The organism is Nitrosococcus wardiae (assembly GCF_004421105.1).
GTDB lineage: Bacteria > Pseudomonadota > Gammaproteobacteria > Nitrosococcales > Nitrosococcaceae > Nitrosococcus > Nitrosococcus wardiae.
In genome coordinates, this window is sequence record NZ_CP038033.1 from 3,476,946 (window position 1) to 3,493,185 (window position 16,240).

Consider the following 16,240-nt stretch of genomic DNA (forward strand, 5'->3'; position numbering starts at 1 on the left):
ATCACGCAATGCGTGGCGGAAAACATGGGGAAGTGGCTAGCGTGCGCTTGCATGCGCCATATTCTCAATGAGTTTTAATAAGGAGGTTTTTACAATAGGCTTTTCCAAGATGCTAGCGGCACCGTAGCGTAAAGTTTGACTGCTTAAGCCCAGCTCCTGTTTGGCCGAGAGCACAATAAAAGGGACATCCTTGTGCTGCAACAATTCACACATGGACCATACCGATTCCCCAAACCCAGAGACATCGACCAATGCTAAATCCGGGGATAAAGGCTGCTCAAATCGCGCTTCAAGTGCTTTTTTATCGCTTATTCCCGTACAGGTATACCCATGCCCTTCTAAGGCTTGGCATAGTACCCGAATATTACCCGGCTTGCGCATCACGAGGAAAATTTCAGGCATGGCGGCTACTCCTTCATTTATTCGTGAACAGCCTGTTGACCGCCAAGCACATTCTGCCAACCTTGTTTTCCCACAGGCGCGCCGATTGACAAAGCAGTGGGGCCGATCTCATAAGTATACACTCTTGTATCAAACGCACTGAGTCTTTTTTTCAGCACACCTAATAGCTTTTTCAACTCCCCTTCAACCTCCATAAAACGCATAAAGATGACATTATCCGACAGATAACTGATGCCTCTCTCAGAAATTCTAAATTGTCCGACCAGGGCTTGGACTTCATTGACTAACAATACCGATGCCCCCCTCCGGGACAAGCTCTTAGCCAAGGCATGAATGGCTGTTTTGGACTCATGACTTCCACCAAGAGTGAGTTCAAAACCTGCGATGCTGTCTAATACAACCAGCTCTACATCTTCCTCTTCCACTTTGCGCATGACTAATCTCGCAAATTCATCGGTGAGATAGCGCAAAGGCTCAACCTGCTCAATGCTGAGCCGGCCATCGGTCAGAGGTTCTTTTAAATTTATTTTTAAGGAGGAAGCGCGATGGAGTAGCGCGCTAAGTTCCTCATCAAACAAGTAGACTGCCGCTTTCCGGCCTTGCGCCGCAGCACGAGCCACAAAAAGGGAGGCGAGTGTAGATTTACCGATGCCAGAAGGCCCAGTGATGAGCGAAATCGTTCCGGCTTCAAGACCACCGCCTAAAATTTCATCCAGCTTTTCGATATCGGTATTCCAACGCCAGCGCTCATCCTCGCTGAAATTCGCTTTGGGAGGTAAAGGTCGGGGAAAGACCTCTAAACCACGATGGCCAAGACGCACCTGGTGAGGGCCTCGTAAGAAATTGGACCCACGAAATTTAGAGACTTGGATAAAAGAACCTGTAGGCGCGGTATCTAAAGTGATGACCCCATCGGCGATAAATTGCAGATCATCATCTGGAAGTTCCGTGCTGAGTTCTGAGGTAAATAATACGGTCGCGCCCCGCTCTCGGAAATAACGTAGAAAGGATAAGACTTGTTTCCGATATTGATAAATATCAGCCGAAAGAAAACGTAGCTGCGTCATAGAATCAATAAAAACATGGGTAGGAAGGGCACGCTCTACGGCTTCAATGATCGATTGTGCTAAAGGCTCTTGCTCCACGTCGGCGGCAGCAAAAACATCATAGCCTTGTTGATCGGTAAAAAAGTGTTCGTCAGGAGATAGACGGAGAAAATGGATGTTTGATACATCGATTCCCACCGCTTTAGCATTAGCTCTGAGTTGTTCTTCAGTCTCTTGAAATCCAATAAAAAGCGCGGAATTCTGTGGGTTCGCAGCAGAAAGAAAATGCAAGCCGAGGGTTGTTTTTCCTTGACCTGGCCCCCCGCGTATCAAGTAACTGGATTGTTTGATAAAGCCTCCAAAGAGAATAGGGTCCAGTTCTACAAGCCCTGTGGATATACGTTCAGAGGTATTGCTCACTTTCTTCTCCTGATTACATTCTTGTGATTTTAATTGCAGGCTGTGATTAACCGAATCATTTTTCTGTTCCTAATCGGCTTAAAACCGGCGCTTGCTAGAAGGACCTTCCCTGTATTAACCTTTCTTAGCCTTTCTATGTTGCCTTACTATCATTGATGTCTCACTAAGGGCTAAAGAAAAAGGCCTGAAAATCGACTTTTTTGATAGAAGGCGTTTGCGTATCATAATACTTATTTTATCAGTGCCCCAAACCAATCCCGAGACATGAATTTGAGACCCTTGCCAATGAGCAGCATGAGGGCCGGAAGTTACGCAAGATGACCGTTGGTCACAGTTTATTTCCATGGCACTGGCACAACTGTCGGGGCGCAGTAGAAAGCTATATGATCTAGGTACTACTACGGCGACCGCTCCTCTCTGACCCGGGCTAATGAGAAACAACCCTATGCACTGTACGAAACGCTATTTGCCAAACTATTTTCTTGCTGCCAAGGGCGGGTTTCTCGTCACGGCTTCCGGTTCAAAAACAACCTCTACTCGCTCGACGCTTCTACCACCGATCTGCGTTTCAGCATCTTTCCCTGGGCCAAGTTCCACACCATTGACTGGCCTGCTCGGGCGGGGTGCTCGTGGGCAATAAATTTAGCAGCCCTGCAAGCGAGTGAGGGCCAGCAAGGCATCGGTAAGACGGTGTGTTGCGGCACCAATCGGCGTTGGACAAAGTCAGCCACGTGGGGGTGGGTCACCTGGCTCACCGCCTCCATGGCCAGAAAGCCCGCGCGCTCGCCCCGGTCCTCACAGGCCACCCAAATGGGAGTTTTTCCCTCGGCGCCCCGGCCCCGCTTTCCCGCACGTTGGCCCCCGACCAGGGCATCATCGAATTCCCACCACTCGCTCAACCGATAAAGGCTATCACGATGCCCCATGGCGAGACGCCACTTGCGCAACATTCGGTGAACCGTGGGCCAGGAGATCGCCAGCAGCTTGGACATAGGCTTTCCCATGACCACAGCGTGAACAAATAAATCCGTTCGACCATCGTCGTTCGGACAGAAATTGCACGCACATTTCATCACTGGGAAAACGGGTTTACCACTTTCAAGAGGCGCAGCAATAATCTGCCTAAAGACTATGAAAATTTACAGGAATAGCTTTCATTAATCGTCTTTTCCGTGGATGAAAAGAGCCATTGTGCCAACCCCCACAAACATCCCAATCCAAGCAGAGATTATCAACCAATACCACGCGATCATATCTTTCTCCTCCAATAGTTTTATCAAACTTTAGGTGTTTATTCGCACACTCCCTGCCTTAATTCTATTAATATTGAGCAAGAAAAATACCATTTTTGGAATGCGAGCCATATTAGTAAGGATTTATTAATCTGGGGTAGGAAAAATAAGGTTTATATCAACGAATAATTGACGGTTTTACTTTTCACCGTCAATATATTGGTAGCAAATTGTCGTGAATTTGACGTCTCTAATTACATCCCCTTTGGAACCACCCTTTGGTTTTGTAGGGCTTCCAGTCTCGGGCGTGCAAAAATTTACTCTAAGTCCCCTAATTTCTAGGTGACGTCAATTCTGGATAATTATATGGGTTTATCCAAGAGAATAAGTTGCTGGTTAGTCAGGTTAAGTGAAGGATTGAGCGGCTGATGGGTGTAGGCTATCAGTCCAGCGACCCAATTAACCATAAAATTAGCCATGCTGCGATGGCGGCTGTGCTCAATTTGGGAAATATTTTTGAGTGGATCATGGATGGTTTCAATGAGAGAGCGCCTACGCAGCAAGAGCTTAATTACTGCCTAAAAATTAGATATTCGTCTTTGCGGGTATGGCCACTCCGGACTTTTTGCGTAAGTCCCTAAAGATTAATCTTGAAAAGGTAGGCGATGAAACTAAACCCCATCGCCTGACCAGTCGAGATTAATAACGAAGAGTTTGAGAGACCGTGTTTGATAATGAGTGATGCTGGGTCCGACTATGGGTTTCCCCATTCGTGGACATGGGGGCCACTTCCGGGGAAGGGGTTAATGGCCAGAGTGGGTGAGCTTGCATTCGCTCACTTAAGCTTAAGCTGGGTAATTGGAACCCACCCACCACAGCAGCACGGGCCTCAGGACTGAGCTCCCGCGCTTCAGGCAGATCTTTAAGTACGAGAATAGCCATCTTCTAGGATCCTCCTCTTCAAGCTAAAAAGAGTCGTTAAGCTAAAATTTAAAATTCGCTGAGCCTTTTATGCTCAACCCTCTCGCTGCACACCCTGTGCCAACTGTGATGGAGTTCTCCTAAAAAAACAACAAGTTATTGAATAAATAAGGAGATATTTCTCTTTGGGCCACCGCTTCGAGAATGCCATGACCGCTAAATTCTAGTGATAACCCAACACAAACCAAGTTACTGTTTGATAGAGAGCAACAAATACACTTTGGACCCCAAAGTTCACTGGGTAATCTCTTGCTCTAATTCTTGAGCCAGCGCAGCAGCGACCTCTTTTAAAGAACCGGTTCTTTTAAATACTTCCCGTTGCCGGAGATAGCTCGGTCCCTCTTCCATATGGGTTTCTAAGCGTTTCAAATAGGGAGCTGTCCCTAACTTCTCAGCAGTGGGCGTTAAAGTTGTCAAAAGTTCTTGAATAATAGCTCTCATAGGCTTGCTGTGGCCCTGGTCATCAATAATATAATTTGCATCGACCCCTTCGTGGGAACTTCTGAAATGATTCATCTTTTCCATCCACCAATGGTGTGGCATTAGCAAATAACCACATTCCTTTTGCTCGCAACAATGCTGGAGATAAACGACCAGGGTATGGACTAGCGCCGTCAACATCATCGTCTCCTTAATCGTTGGCTGAGTATCCATGACCCTGATTTCTAAAGTTCCTAGCTGGGGGCGGGGGCGCAAATCCCAGTGAATGTCGCGGATAATTCCATAAACTCCAGCCGTTTGAGTATTCTCAAAAAATGTCACAAAATCTTTCCACTGAGGAAAAGTAGGCGGAATCCCATAATCCCGCATGATGGCTAACACCCGTTGGCGAAAAGAGGCAAATCCTGTTGGGTGCCCTTCCCAAAAGGGGGAGCTAGCGGACAGGGCCAAGAGAATAGGCAAATAAGGTTTAAGCATGGCCATGACCGCAAGGGTCGTGTCCCCTGAAGGCATGCCCACATGGATGTGAAATGCAAAAGTCTTGAAAATATGGGCTAAATAGCCCACCCGTTTTTCCATCCCCCGATACCGGGGTAGGGGCGTAATGGTGGCAGGACGTACCGAGAAAGGATGAGTTCCCGCACCACACAGGACCAGATCTTGCTGTTGACAACGGGCTGCTAAAGTTTGCATAACCGCGATGATATCGGTTTCTAACTCTTGCAGGTTGGTACACACTTTGGAGTTGATCTCCACAGTGCATTGACTCATCTCCGGCTTGATATAAGGCGTCTCAGGATAGCTTTCGATAAGGGGTAAGATCCCGTCTGCTAGATCCAATCCTTCCTTATCCAGGAGTTGAAATTCTATTTCTATCCCTAAAGAAGCCCTTCTAGAGCCTTTAAACTCCAAATGCTTATGGCTCTTTCCCATACTCAGCTATGGCTTCCCGCGCCACCTGATCAAAGAATGCTGCCCCCATTTTTAAAGCTTCTTCATCGAAATCGAAAGTAGGACTATGCAAAGGAATGTTTTCCCACCCCTCACGGCAAGCACCTATCCGGACATAACAGCCAGGCGCTTCTCGAAGATAAAAGGAAAAATCCTCTGACCCCATACTGGGGTACTCAATGGGGATCAATCCCTTCTCCCCCACCACCTTGAGCGCGGCTCGGCGGGCAATTTCCGCTTCTCGTTCAGTATTGATGACGGGGGGGTAACCTTCCGTAATTTCTATGTCTATCATAGCATTATGAAGCTCCCCGGTGGCCTTGGCCATACGCTTTAGCCCATGGATAATATGGTTTCTCACGGCAGGGTCGGTCGTCCTGATGGTCCCTCGCAGCAGAGCGCCCTCTGCAATCACATTGGGCGCACTGCCTGCTTGCACCTGACCAATGGTAACCACCGAAGGATGAAATGGATTAATTTCCCTGGATATTAAGGTTTGTATCGCCATGATGAGCAGCCCCGTCACCACGATGGCATCCACTGCCTCATGGGGTCTGGCCCCATGCCCACCCCGTCCCTGCACCCGAATGGTGAATTTGTCAGAGTGGGCGGTAATCAGGCCATGGGCCACCATGAATTCACCGACCTTAAATTGACGCATCACATGGCCACCAAAAATGGCCTTGACTCCCTTGAGGGCTCCGGCTTTGATCATAACTTTGGCCCCGGCCCCCCGCTCCTCTGCCGGCTGAAAGATAAGTCTTACCTTGCCGGGCGGGGGATTTTCCTTTAGCAAGGCGGCCGCTCCTAACAGCATGGCCATATGACCATCATGGCCGCAGGCGTGCATCTTGCCTTTATTCAATGAAGCAAAAGGAAGTCCGGTCATCTCATCCCCGGGAAGAGCATCCATGTCAGCCCGCAAGGCTACGGTTGGCCCCTCCTCTTTACCGGTAATCTGGGCGAGGACCCCACCGCCGACTCCGCCATATTCAAAAGCAATATTAAGGCGCTGCAATTCCTTCATAATAACTGCAGCAGTTCGCTTTTCCTCAAAGGCAAGTTCTGGGTATTGGTGGAAAATTCGCCTTAGTTCCACCATTCTCGGAAAAATTGGCTCAACCTGCGCTACCATGCTCATCAGTCTTCACCCCGCAGTCTTTTTCCCTCAGCGGTTGCCTTACTCCGGCCCCGCAGACTAGACTTTGAAAATACTCTTTTATTCTTTTGATAGCCCTATTATTTGATATAGACTAAAAAGCCCATTTAATACACTGTCAGTGGATGCTATCCCATGTCCTATACCGTGACCTTATTAATGACGGAATTCGTTACCCATGATGTTAAGCGCTTCCTGATAAGTCGGCCATTTGGGTTTGAGTATCAATCTGGCCAAGGTGTTGAACTGGCGATTAATCAGCCGGAGTGGAAAGACCAAGGGCGTCCCTTCACGCCAACTTCCCTAGGGGAAGATAAAGTCTTGGAATTCACTATTAAAGAATATCCGGACCATTGCGGCGTCACAGAAAAACTGCATACTTTGCGGCCAGGTGAAGAATTGCTCCTATCTGAAGCCTTTGGCACCATTACCTATCAGGGACCCGGGTTTTTCATTGCCGGTGGCGCTGGAATAACGCCTTTTATCGCCATCATTCGTCAGCTCGCCCGTGATGGCCAGCTTGCCGATCACCGGTTGATCTTTTCCAATAAGACACCAGCAGACGTTATTTGCGAGAAGGAATTCCGTTACTATTTTGATGAAAATTGTATATTGACCTGCACCGAAGCTAATGGGGCAGGCTACGATAACCGGTTTATCAACAAAGAATTCTTGCAAGAGAAAATCTCTGACTTTAATCAACGCTTTTATATCTGCGGTCCGCCACAATTTGTCAAAGACATTAACAGCGCCTTGGTCGAGCTTGGTGCTGCTCCTAACGCACTGATATTTGAAAAATAAGATATTAAAAATTACCAGAGGCGGTTGGTCACCTTCCCTGGCGACTTCCCCTTAGCCTGTTAATATTCACCCCATCAAAAAGAAAGGGATGAAGTAGTTATCCACTGACAAAACCTCTTTCCTTTAAATATCTTTCTATATCCTCTTTCGCGAATCCTACTTTCCTTGCCACTCGATCCGCATGGCTTACTTTTGAGATTCCCTCTACGATTTTGTGAGTGGGAGCTTCCCCTACAAACTGCATCTGAAAATGCCGTCCAAGTTTATTTTCCTTAAATCGCTCAGCTAACTCATAGTTATGTGTCACCAGGACGGTATTATTTCCTATTTTGGAAAACCCATTGAGCACATGAAAAGAGGTCTCTAATTTTTCCTCATGGGTCGTTCCTTCCGACAACTCATCTAAAATGATCAAACTCTGTGGAGTCGTCACTAAAAACATATCCTTTGTCCGCTTAAGCTCCTTTCCGAATCGCCCTTCCACATCCTCTAGGGAACTAATTTCGGGAACTTGGTAAAAGATCCGGTCGGCAACGGAGACTTCAGCGTCTTCTGCAGGCACATAACAGCCTATTTGAGAAAGCAATTGAATTTGGGCAATCGTTTTACAAAGAGCCGTTTTGCCCCCACTATTTGGGCCGGTAACAAAAGTTAACTTCTGCCCGTCCAGGTCAATGTCATTGGGAACATAATTGGGATTGCCTTTCCCCAGGATAGGGTTTCTCGCTTCCCTTAATACCAAAATATGGGTCTTTGCCTCGATGACTCGTGGCAATGAGGTAGGACTGCCAAAGGACTTCCCATAGTGGTAAAAGGAAAGTAATTCATCAATCTTTCCCAGGGCTTCCAGCACAGTATGCATTTCTTCCGAATCTTTGTAGCGCTTTCGCAAGGGATAAATGCAACTATCCCGGTCAAATGTTCCCACTGCCGGCATATAAGATAGTAGCAACACGGGCATGAAAAAAAGCATGAACAGGGGGGTCATGGAAAAAGAGACACCGAGCACCATGGGGCCATACGTCGTTAGCGCAACAATAATGAGCAATACCGCCAGGATAAAAAAGGGCTTAAACAAAGTCGGCCTAAACTTTGCTGCGGGAACAAATCTTTTTTTCTCTTCTCTGGATTTGATTCCACCCTCAGTTAAATAAACCGGTCCTTGCATCAAAGAATAAATCTTTGTAGAACCAAATTGTTTAATGTCATCAGTCAAGACCCTAAGATAATCGCTCTCCGGTGTAGGTAACGCACGGACATCCTTAACCAAGTCGAGCATGAAAGCAGTGCCCTTTTTATAAGTGGCATAGCCATATCCTTCGATTTCACTATCCCCTCTAGAACTACCAAAAAAACCGGTAAATTTACTAAAAAGTAAGCGATAAAAATCTTGTTCCCGCGTTGAAGCTTTTTCCAGCAGCGCCTCTATCTTTTCTCGAAGGTTGGCATTTGACGCCAGTTCTTGTACTGCTTCCTGCTTAGCCTTGATAAGTTTTACCGAATGTAAAGGCTGGGCTATGGAGCGATACAGTGTGCTCTGACCCACCACTGTATTGGCGCTATTTAACGCCTCGAAGAGGCTATCAGCTTCTATCACCTGAAATGTTGATTCATCAATGACTCCTTCCCCCACTCGTGATGGCTGTGCAGAACGAATCGACGGCGGAGCTTCACTGCCTTTCAAAATAGGTTCGTACATTCCATGTATCATTTCTCTTAGATATTCTTTTAACGCACTACTCATCAATCACTCCAAACTATAGGTGAACCTTTCTTTTCAATGGGTATCGAATTTATAATTATTATAAAACCACTATGTTCAATGACTCTTGGGGCTGTCAATCCTCCAATTCAAAAACCTCTAGCTCTCTGATGGCAAAAAAAGCTGAAAAGTCAGGCCCTCCTGCCTGGGTCGTTGAAATCCGTTTAGCGCTCCTTTTAAGCCTGCTCACCCTCCTGTTCGCCTGTGCCACTTACGGAGAACGGGTAGCACCGGTTCCCTTCCCAGAGGCCCAGTCCGATCATGTGGATGTGGACGGCGCCAAAGTGGTCGCCCGGGCCTTTGCCAGTGACAAAGAAATCAATCAGGCTTTTGGCTTTGATATCCGCGGCGCTGGCCTCTTTCCCATTCGCTTTGTTATCGACAACCAAAGCCCGTCAACAACCTGGGTCAGAACCGACCAGACTTTCCTTATCGACACTCAAGGACAGGCTTGGCCTTTGTTAACCGCCGAACAAGCCTATCAACGGGTCCGCAGCCATGTGGAACTGGGAGAAACCGCGAAAGCAACCGGCAAACCCGCCGTCCTTCTTGGCGCCGCAGGTGCCCTGGCGGGTATGGCGGTCGGTATTGTCACCGGAGAAAGTGTAGGTGAAATTACCGCCAAAGGGGCTGCAGCAGGAGCCGCCGCCGGCGCGCTCTTTGGCGGAAGCAAGCGCTATGGCGCACTTGACCAACAAATTCGCCAGGATTTACTTCGAGAATCTTTGCGGAATGAACGGATTCGTCCCGGAGAACTCGCCTACGGCTATCTCTTTTTTCCAGGTAAGGAGGAGGCCCAATCGGCAAGTTCAATCCGCCTTGGCCTCAACCTGGGGGATAAAACCCATATTGTCACGATTAACTTTGAGGCAGCGAAGTAAAAATTATATCGCTCCTGGAATCACCCCATAATACCTCCCCCTATAAAAAGCTAAGCTATCCAGAAGCTACCTTAGCTAGGATGGGTTTGAGATAAGACATAATCCAACCACTGGGAAGTCAGCCGGTCCGGAAGACGATTCTGGAGCTGGCGCGCCACCAGATTATCGATATCGATCCAAGTTAAAGGCTGATCTTGCTCGGCGCAAGAAAAAACAGCACGGGTGCGCTTTCCCGTTTCCGGGTCAATCTGCCACTGCAAACACTGGGCGCAAACGCCCTTTAACATGCATTGCATGGGACTTCCCACCATGCCGATGGCTTTGAGATCGGGGCGAAAAACGTCTTTCAAGGGTCCTCCTTTCAAGGCCCTTTGGAAACCACCCAATAGGCCGGTGGACCCCATCACCAGAAACCGATCTACCGACTTCAAAGGAAGATGTCTACTGCCCTCATCGGTGACTAATTCCCCCGTCCCATAACGCTGGAGCAGGGCAACCATGTCGGTTTCCACTACACTCAAGTCCTGGGGCCGACGGGGAGTAATTTTCGGCTCCCGAGCCGTGCTCCAAATGAGCTGATCGGCCGCCATTTCCAGTTCATCTTGACGGTCTAATTCAGAGGCCGAGCCAAAAGCAGCCACATAAAGAACCCGGTTGCCCGCTGCCCGGAGGGCGGGACCCAGATCAAGCATCGCCGCAGCTCCCCAGCGACCGGCCACGACCAACACCGTCTCTCCCTCAGGAATCTCAGTAGGTGCCCCGGTCGGCCCCATGAGCACCAGGGGGTCTCCAGGTTGCAAACGGCCTACCAAACGGGGCCCAGCCCCCCACTGCAATACCATCAACCGAATTTGATCGTCCTCGACCCCCGTGCCGCTGACGGTGAGTAGCGGTATTTGTAAACGGGTCCCTTCCACTTCCGGACTATTGGACTCAAAACTCTGCAAACGAAAAAATTGTCCGGGACGGAAATTGCGAGCCGCAAGAGGAGCCCGCACCCACATCTCCACTATCCCAGGATTGCTACGATTGACTCGACTCACTCGCGGGGTCAATAAGTCGGCCATTTGCTCTCGAAAGGCCCTGTAATCCTCCCTACTTGCCGGCGGACGCAACGCCAAAGCAGCCATGACCTGCGGGTAGCTGCGCTTACTTGAGGCGATCGCCTTGACCACACTGCCTTGGAATACCGGATGGGTATCCCCCACAAAAGTGACCATATGCCCTTCCCGGTGGTAGGAAGTAAAGGGACCAAACTCCGACGACTTGCAATCTTCAGCCACCTGAACCGGCTGCAAACCATCAGGATGCTCCACGTGGGGTAAGAAGTGATCGCCTTCTAACTCAATATTGCCAGGATGCTCATGCTCGTAGATGGTATTGGGCTTAGCCCCGGCGGCAATAAATACGGCGCGGGCAGGCAAGGTGATCTCCTCCCGCGTGCCTAGCCAACGCCCCTCTTCCTGTTTCATGCGCCGACACACCAACGCTTTCACATGGCCGTACTTATCCAGCTCCGCCCGAAGAGGTTCCAAACCCTCCGCGTAATAAAGCCCCTCCTCCATGGCCTTGAGGACTTCCTCATGATTACGCTGATAGGCCGGAGAGGCATTAAGCCCCTTGCGGTAGGCCAAGGTAACGCCGCCCCAAGCGCGCAGGAGGGAGATAAAGTCCGGCGCTTCTCCTGCCTGAGCGGCCCGTTGACGCTCGGCCCTTACTAAACGTCCATGGGCCAGAAACTCTTCTAAGATTTCCTCATCTTCTTCTCCAAGACCCGCCCGCACTTGCTCCTTGCCCTGGACTGCCACCAGCTTCTCATAGCGGGTGAGCATTTTTTCCACTTGTTTAATGTAATAGGCTTGAACTTCCGTGGCCGTGTCAATGGCCGTGAGGCCACCGCCGATGACCACCGCAGGCAAACGCACTTGCAGGTTAGCGAGGCTGCTTTCTTTACCCGCGCCGGTGAGCTGTAGGGCCATTAGAAAATCGCTCGCCTGCCGCATTCCCCGAGCCAAGCTATTGCCCATGGGAATGACCCTGGGCAACCCGGTACCGGTGGCAATGCACACATGATCAAACCCCTGCTTCCAGGCATCCTCCAAGGTCATGGTCCCCCCCAAGCGGACCCCGCCAAAAGCCTGGAACAGGGGACGCCGGAGCAAGCTGAGATAAATGAGCTTCAAGAAGTTTTTATCCCAACGCACGGTGATCCCATATTCAGCGACCCCCCCAAACCCCAGCAAAATGCGCTCGTCTAGGGATTCCTTGAGGGCTGACCACTCGCGAACAGGCTGTTTCAACAACGCTTCCGGCAAAGGTTCCATCTTGAGCCCATCAATACCCACTACGGCGCACCCTTCCATGGTCAGGTGATGGGCCATGGTAAAACCAGCCGGCCCCATCCCGGACACCAAGACCTTATAGCCGTTGTAGGGTTGAGGTAAAAATTGTCGTTGCCGTAAGGGGTTCCAGCGGGTGAGAAGATCATAAATCTCCACTCCCCAGGGCAAGTCTAAGACATCCGTCAGCACCCGGGTCTCGATCTGGGGAATGTTAACCGGTTCCTGCTTCTGATAAATGCAGGATTTCATACAGTCATTGCAAATACGATGGCCGGTGGCTGGCACCATGGGGTTGTCCACCATGGCAACGGCCAAAGCTGCGATCGTGCGTCCTTCCCGCTTGAGGACGTGCATCTCGGAGATTTTCTCCTCCACCGGGCATCCGGTCAGAGTAACCCCCAAAGGATCGGCTTTAAACCCGAGTTCGGGCTGGTCCTTCTTCTCTGGAAAACCCTTGGAGCAGAAGTCTCCATTATGATCATGGCAATAAATGCAGTAATGCACTTCTCCCTGAACCGCCCGGGCCGACATACGGGAATCGGTGAGCTTGAACCCATCGCGCCGCCGAAAGGTGGCTGGATTGGCCTGGAGCCGGTGGAGCATATCCCCTTCCAGGTGTTCAAGGGGTACCAAACGGGCATGGTCCACTTTTCGTGGCAGATCAAAACTGGTCCAACCGGCGACCGCCCGCTGCCCATCCGGATCGGTCAACGCCAAGGCGCACCATTGGGTTAGGGCCTCCATGGCCTCTCCAGAGACCGATTCAGCTTGCTGTAAACCCTGGGCCCATCGGGCAACTGCCCCTTCCCGGTCAGCCTCCGCTAACCCAGCTTGCTGGAGTCGCTCGCTCAACCACCGATCTAAGGTATAAAAAGACCGCCCAATGGGTTTCCGATAACGCCGCCCTCGACGCTGCACCCATTCTTTTTTAAAGGCCATCACCGGATCATGGCTCAGGGTGGCATTGCCCTGGGCAGCCAATTCTCCTTCAATCCCAAAGAAATGCGCCAAAAAATCTTCGAGATGGGGGGCCAGAGCCAAAAGTAATTCACTTTCTGCCACTGGCGGCAAGGGTTCGGAAGCCTGGCGATAACTGATGGCGCGCCGATAAAGTTCAGAATCCCGGCATTTTAATAAATCTAAAAACCCCTTATCCAAAACTTCCAACCCGGTGATCTGGAATAGCTCAGAGAAGGCGATATCCTCTAGCGTCAATGCATCGTCTGCTGTCATCCTTTCTCTCATCAAAAACCAAGGGCTCAATCACTGCTTAAACGTATTAGTTTACCTGCCAGGTCCTAAAATACCCACCATCAGGGACTGATGATTTTTTGCTCGAAAACGAACAGAGCCGGCAAATGAGGGGCGATACCCACCTTAACCCAGTTCACTCGGGGGCTGCCAAAGGTTTGAATACGCGTGAAGTGGGGCAGGCGGGGATCGTCATGAGGGGTATCAAACGGCTTGTCCACCCAATACTCATGGAAATCCCCGTGGGCCAGTACCACAGGTTTCTTGAATATAGCAGTCAATTCCCGAAGATGATTGATAATTTCCTTGAAACCCGTCCGATCTGGATCGTCTTGCGGGAGATCGAAACGGGGATCGGCCTGCATGGTGATAAAAATACCTCTGGTCTCTATCTCCTTGGCCTGGCCAAAGATAGCATCTAACCAAGCCAAAACCGCATCGCGGCGCCGCTTGAATTCAGCGAGCCTATCGTCACGGGGATGATCCACCGAATCAAAGGGATCGAAACCAGTCCAGGGTCGCAAGTCATTATTGCTACCCACCACGTGGAGCGTACCGAAAACGACGTTATTTCTGACAAACATGACGTTTTCCACAAAGTCCTCAAACCCCCGCACCTCGCTCTGGCTGAGGACGCGGATAGGGTGACGGCCAGTGGATTGATCCGGGGCGGGGAAGAAAGTCCGGCGCAGAAAATCGAGCCGCTCAAGCGGATAATAACCGCCACTGCTGAGGCGATGGCAATCGGTCCATTCATTATCCCCTGGAGTATAGATGAACGCTCGGTTGAATCTCTGATACTGGGCAAAACGGGCCAGAATACGGTCGTTATCGCAGCGTTCCCCCCCACCTTTGATATCACCGGCATGGAGAATAAACTGGACGGTACAATCCCGGTTGACGTGGTCAATCAACCGGTTAAAGGACGCCACCTGCTCATCTTCATAAGGCAGATCCCCGATAAGGGCAAAGGAAAACTCTGCCCCAGGAGACCTAGGGACACTAGAACCCTCCTCTGCCTGGAGAACCCCGCCAACCCCAGTGGTCATACACAACCATAACCCCAATACTCGATTCATTTGCCCCCCAGGTCGCCGTACATTGAAGTTTTCCATGGATGGTGAGCGCCCCCCTAGCGAGAATGCGAAGCGAAACGGTGCATCGAGGGCCACATGACTGGCCTTTCGCCATGAATTGGCGCTATGATTTTCTTGCTCTCGGAGCCATGGCAAAGGGTTTAGAGTTAGCCTGGATAATTCATGAGATCACCACAAAGGCACTAAGCTCACAAAGAAATCAAAATGAGCATATCCATCAATTTCTCCCAACTGACTGAGATTTCCTCACCTTCGTGTCCTTTGTGTCTTGGTGGTGAAAAATTCAGGCTAGGCGAAGAATAGAGACACCATCCTAGGCTGACGGTCCTAGTTCCACTGCTACCCGCTTTCGTTCGCCCCCACGAAGCACGTCAACCTGGACTTTCTCTCCCGCTTGGCGTCGCTCCAAGGTCAATACCAAATCATTATAATTCCGCACCGGCCGACCCTCGATCTCCACGATAATATCGCCCAAATGGAACCGTCCCAGAGAGTCTCGCCACGAGCCCTGTAGACCGGCCCGCTCGGCGCCACTGCCCGGCACTACCCGCAGAATTGCTGCTCCCTCTATATTCATATTGGCTACGGTTTGAGCAGCCAGCAGCTCGACCCCCAGTGTGGGCCTCTCAATCCGGCCCTTGGTGATAAGTTCCGGCACGACCCAATTAACGGTGTCCACTGGAATAGCAAAGCCAATGCCAGCATAGGCTCCAGAAGGACTATAAATTGCGGTATTGACTCCAATTAAGCGGCCAGCACTGTCCAGCAAAGGACCTCCCGAATTTCCTGGATTAATGGCGGCATCGGTTTGGATTACATTACGAATAGGAATTCTTGCAGCCGATTCGATCTTTCTTCCCAACGCGCTCACCACTCCCGTGGTTAAGGTCTGATCTAGACCAAAGGGATTCCCGATAGCAAATGATTTTTGGCCCACCTGAAGCTCCCTCGAGCTTCCTATGGCGATAGGCCGCAGCTTATTTGCCGGTGCCTTGATCCGCAATACCGCCAGATCCTTCTCGGGCGCGACACCAACCAGCTTTGCATCCCAAGTGGAGCGGTCATGGAGGGCCACCTGGGCAGCACTGGATCCCTGGATTACATGGAAATTAGTCACGATATGGCCCTGCTCATCCCAAATAAAGCCTGAGCCGGTACCGCGGGGAATCTCTTGCACATTCAAGCTGAACCCGTCTCGACGCAGGGACAGGGTAGTAATAAAAACCACCGAGGGGGAAACTTCACGAAAAAGCTCAATGGTTGATTTCTCATCTGCCGCCAAACCCCCTCGGGCTAGAACAGGTCGTGGCTCGGCCTGGAGAGAAGTGCCCAAAAACCCTTCTGTGAACGCTTTCCACCCTACCCCTCCCATGAATGCAAGTAAGAGGAGCAATGCTAAGAGACCAATAGGAACTTGTCCTCGTTGCGCCACAGCTGCTTTAACCTATCTTCATTCCCTATTACTCCAATTTGT

Annotated in this window: 12 protein-coding genes and 2 pseudogenes; 3 read left to right on the forward strand and 11 right to left on the reverse strand. The window is 50.3% G+C overall.

Translation table 11 applies throughout. The annotated features are described in order from the left end of the window. Positions 1 to 36: 36 nt before the first annotated feature. On the reverse strand, positions 37 to 402 hold the full coding sequence (locus tag E3U44_RS16390; protein WP_134359171.1) for a response regulator: 366 nt from the start codon (positions 400 to 402) through the stop codon (positions 37 to 39). A 17-nt stretch (positions 403 to 419) separates the two neighbouring features. Then, positions 420 to 1,868: an ATPase domain-containing protein gene (locus tag E3U44_RS16395; protein ID WP_134359172.1), complete on the reverse strand. Its 1,449-nt coding sequence runs from the start codon at positions 1,866 to 1,868 to the stop codon at positions 420 to 422. 254 nt (positions 1,869 to 2,122) lie between these two features. On the opposite strand from E3U44_RS16395, the gene E3U44_RS20800 reads away from it, so the two are divergent. Beyond that, a complete protein-coding gene (locus E3U44_RS20800) occupies positions 2,123 to 2,260 on the forward strand; it encodes a hypothetical protein (RefSeq protein ID WP_476703569.1) in 138 nt (45 codons plus the stop codon). Positions 2,261 to 2,531: 271 nt separating this feature from the next. On the opposite strand, the pseudogene E3U44_RS20155 reads toward E3U44_RS20800, so the two are convergent. The 5 genes and pseudogenes from E3U44_RS20155 to E3U44_RS16425 all read right to left on the reverse strand — a co-directional run. Continuing rightward, positions 2,532 to 2,860 (reverse strand): annotated as a pseudogene (locus E3U44_RS20155) (transposase); the annotation flags it as partial. 602 nt (positions 2,861 to 3,462) lie between these two features. Then, positions 3,463 to 3,669 (reverse strand): annotated as a pseudogene (locus E3U44_RS16410) (transposase); the annotation flags it as partial. A gap of 130 nt (positions 3,670 to 3,799) precedes the next feature. Beyond that, positions 3,800 to 4,042: a hypothetical protein gene (locus tag E3U44_RS16415; protein WP_134359175.1), complete on the reverse strand. Its 243-nt coding sequence runs from the start codon at positions 4,040 to 4,042 to the stop codon at positions 3,800 to 3,802. Positions 4,043 to 4,315: 273 nt separating this feature from the next. After that, complete coding sequence (locus E3U44_RS16420; protein ID WP_134359176.1) at positions 4,316 to 5,455, reverse strand: carboxylate-amine ligase; 1,140 nt, start codon at positions 5,453 to 5,455, stop codon at positions 4,316 to 4,318. Next, positions 5,439 to 6,614: a M20 metallopeptidase family protein gene (locus E3U44_RS16425; protein WP_134359177.1), complete on the reverse strand. Its 1,176-nt coding sequence runs from the start codon at positions 6,612 to 6,614 to the stop codon at positions 5,439 to 5,441. The genes E3U44_RS16420 and E3U44_RS16425 overlap by 17 nt, the downstream gene beginning before the upstream one ends. Before the next feature lie 153 nt (positions 6,615 to 6,767). Between E3U44_RS16425 and E3U44_RS16430 the strand changes: the two genes are divergently transcribed. Continuing rightward, on the forward strand, positions 6,768 to 7,433 hold the full coding sequence (locus E3U44_RS16430; protein ID WP_134359178.1) for a ferredoxin reductase domain-containing protein: 666 nt from the start codon (positions 6,768 to 6,770) through the stop codon (positions 7,431 to 7,433). A gap of 97 nt (positions 7,434 to 7,530) precedes the next feature. On the opposite strand, the gene E3U44_RS16435 is transcribed toward E3U44_RS16430, so the two are convergent. After that, the gene (locus E3U44_RS16435; protein WP_134359179.1) at positions 7,531 to 9,177 is read right to left on the reverse strand and encodes a MutS-related protein; all 1,647 of its coding nucleotides are present in this window, start codon (positions 9,175 to 9,177) and stop codon (positions 7,531 to 7,533) included. A 128-nt stretch (positions 9,178 to 9,305) separates the two neighbouring features. Here E3U44_RS16435 and E3U44_RS16440 point away from each other — a divergent pair, with 128 nt between their 5' ends. Continuing rightward, positions 9,306 to 10,076, forward strand: coding sequence for a hypothetical protein (locus E3U44_RS16440; RefSeq protein ID WP_240761599.1), 771 nt, complete (start codon positions 9,306 to 9,308; stop codon positions 10,074 to 10,076). Between the two features lie 71 nt (positions 10,077 to 10,147). On the opposite strand, the gene E3U44_RS16445 is transcribed toward E3U44_RS16440, so the two are convergent. The 3 genes from E3U44_RS16445 to E3U44_RS16460 all read right to left on the reverse strand — a co-directional run bounded on the left by E3U44_RS16445 (position 10,148) and on the right by E3U44_RS16460 (position 16,198). After that, the gene (locus E3U44_RS16445; RefSeq protein WP_134359181.1) at positions 10,148 to 13,651 is read right to left on the reverse strand and encodes a pyridine nucleotide-disulfide oxidoreductase; all 3,504 of its coding nucleotides are present in this window, start codon (positions 13,649 to 13,651) and stop codon (positions 10,148 to 10,150) included. An 80-nt stretch (positions 13,652 to 13,731) separates the two neighbouring features. Next, a complete protein-coding gene (locus E3U44_RS16450; protein WP_134359182.1) occupies positions 13,732 to 14,784 on the reverse strand; it encodes a metallophosphoesterase in 1,053 nt (350 codons plus the stop codon). Between the two features lie 295 nt (positions 14,785 to 15,079). Next, positions 15,080 to 16,198 (reverse strand): S1C family serine protease, encoded by a 1,119-nt coding sequence (locus E3U44_RS16460; RefSeq protein WP_134359184.1) that lies wholly within the window; start codon positions 16,196 to 16,198, stop codon positions 15,080 to 15,082. Between the last annotated feature and the right edge of the window lie 42 nt (positions 16,199 to 16,240).

What these genes read in the sequence shown, in the direction of transcription:
- E3U44_RS16445 (WP_134359181.1), bottom strand. Translation starts at nt 13,651, where the DNA reads ATGACAGCAGACGATGCATTGACGCTAGAGGATATCGCCTTCTCTGAG.
- E3U44_RS16390 (WP_134359171.1), bottom strand. Translation starts at nt 402, where the DNA reads ATGCCTGAAATTTTCCTCGTGATGCGCAAGCCGGGTAATATTCGGGTA.
- E3U44_RS16450 (WP_134359182.1), bottom strand. Translation starts at nt 14,784, where the DNA reads ATGGAAAACTTCAATGTACGGCGACCTGGGGGGCAAATGAATCGAGTA.
- E3U44_RS16420 (WP_134359176.1), bottom strand. Translation starts at nt 5,455, where the DNA reads ATGGGAAAGAGCCATAAGCATTTGGAGTTTAAAGGCTCTAGAAGGGCT.
- E3U44_RS16430 (WP_134359178.1), top strand. Translation starts at nt 6,768, where the DNA reads ATGTCCTATACCGTGACCTTATTAATGACGGAATTCGTTACCCATGAT.
- E3U44_RS16435 (WP_134359179.1), bottom strand. Translation starts at nt 9,177, where the DNA reads ATGAGTAGTGCGTTAAAAGAATATCTAAGAGAAATGATACATGGAATG.
- E3U44_RS16425 (WP_134359177.1), bottom strand. Translation starts at nt 6,614, where the DNA reads ATGAGCATGGTAGCGCAGGTTGAGCCAATTTTTCCGAGAATGGTGGAA.
- E3U44_RS16440 (WP_240761599.1), top strand. Translation starts at nt 9,306, where the DNA reads ATGGCAAAAAAAGCTGAAAAGTCAGGCCCTCCTGCCTGGGTCGTTGAA.
- E3U44_RS16415 (WP_134359175.1), bottom strand. Translation starts at nt 4,042, where the DNA reads ATGGCTATTCTCGTACTTAAAGATCTGCCTGAAGCGCGGGAGCTCAGT.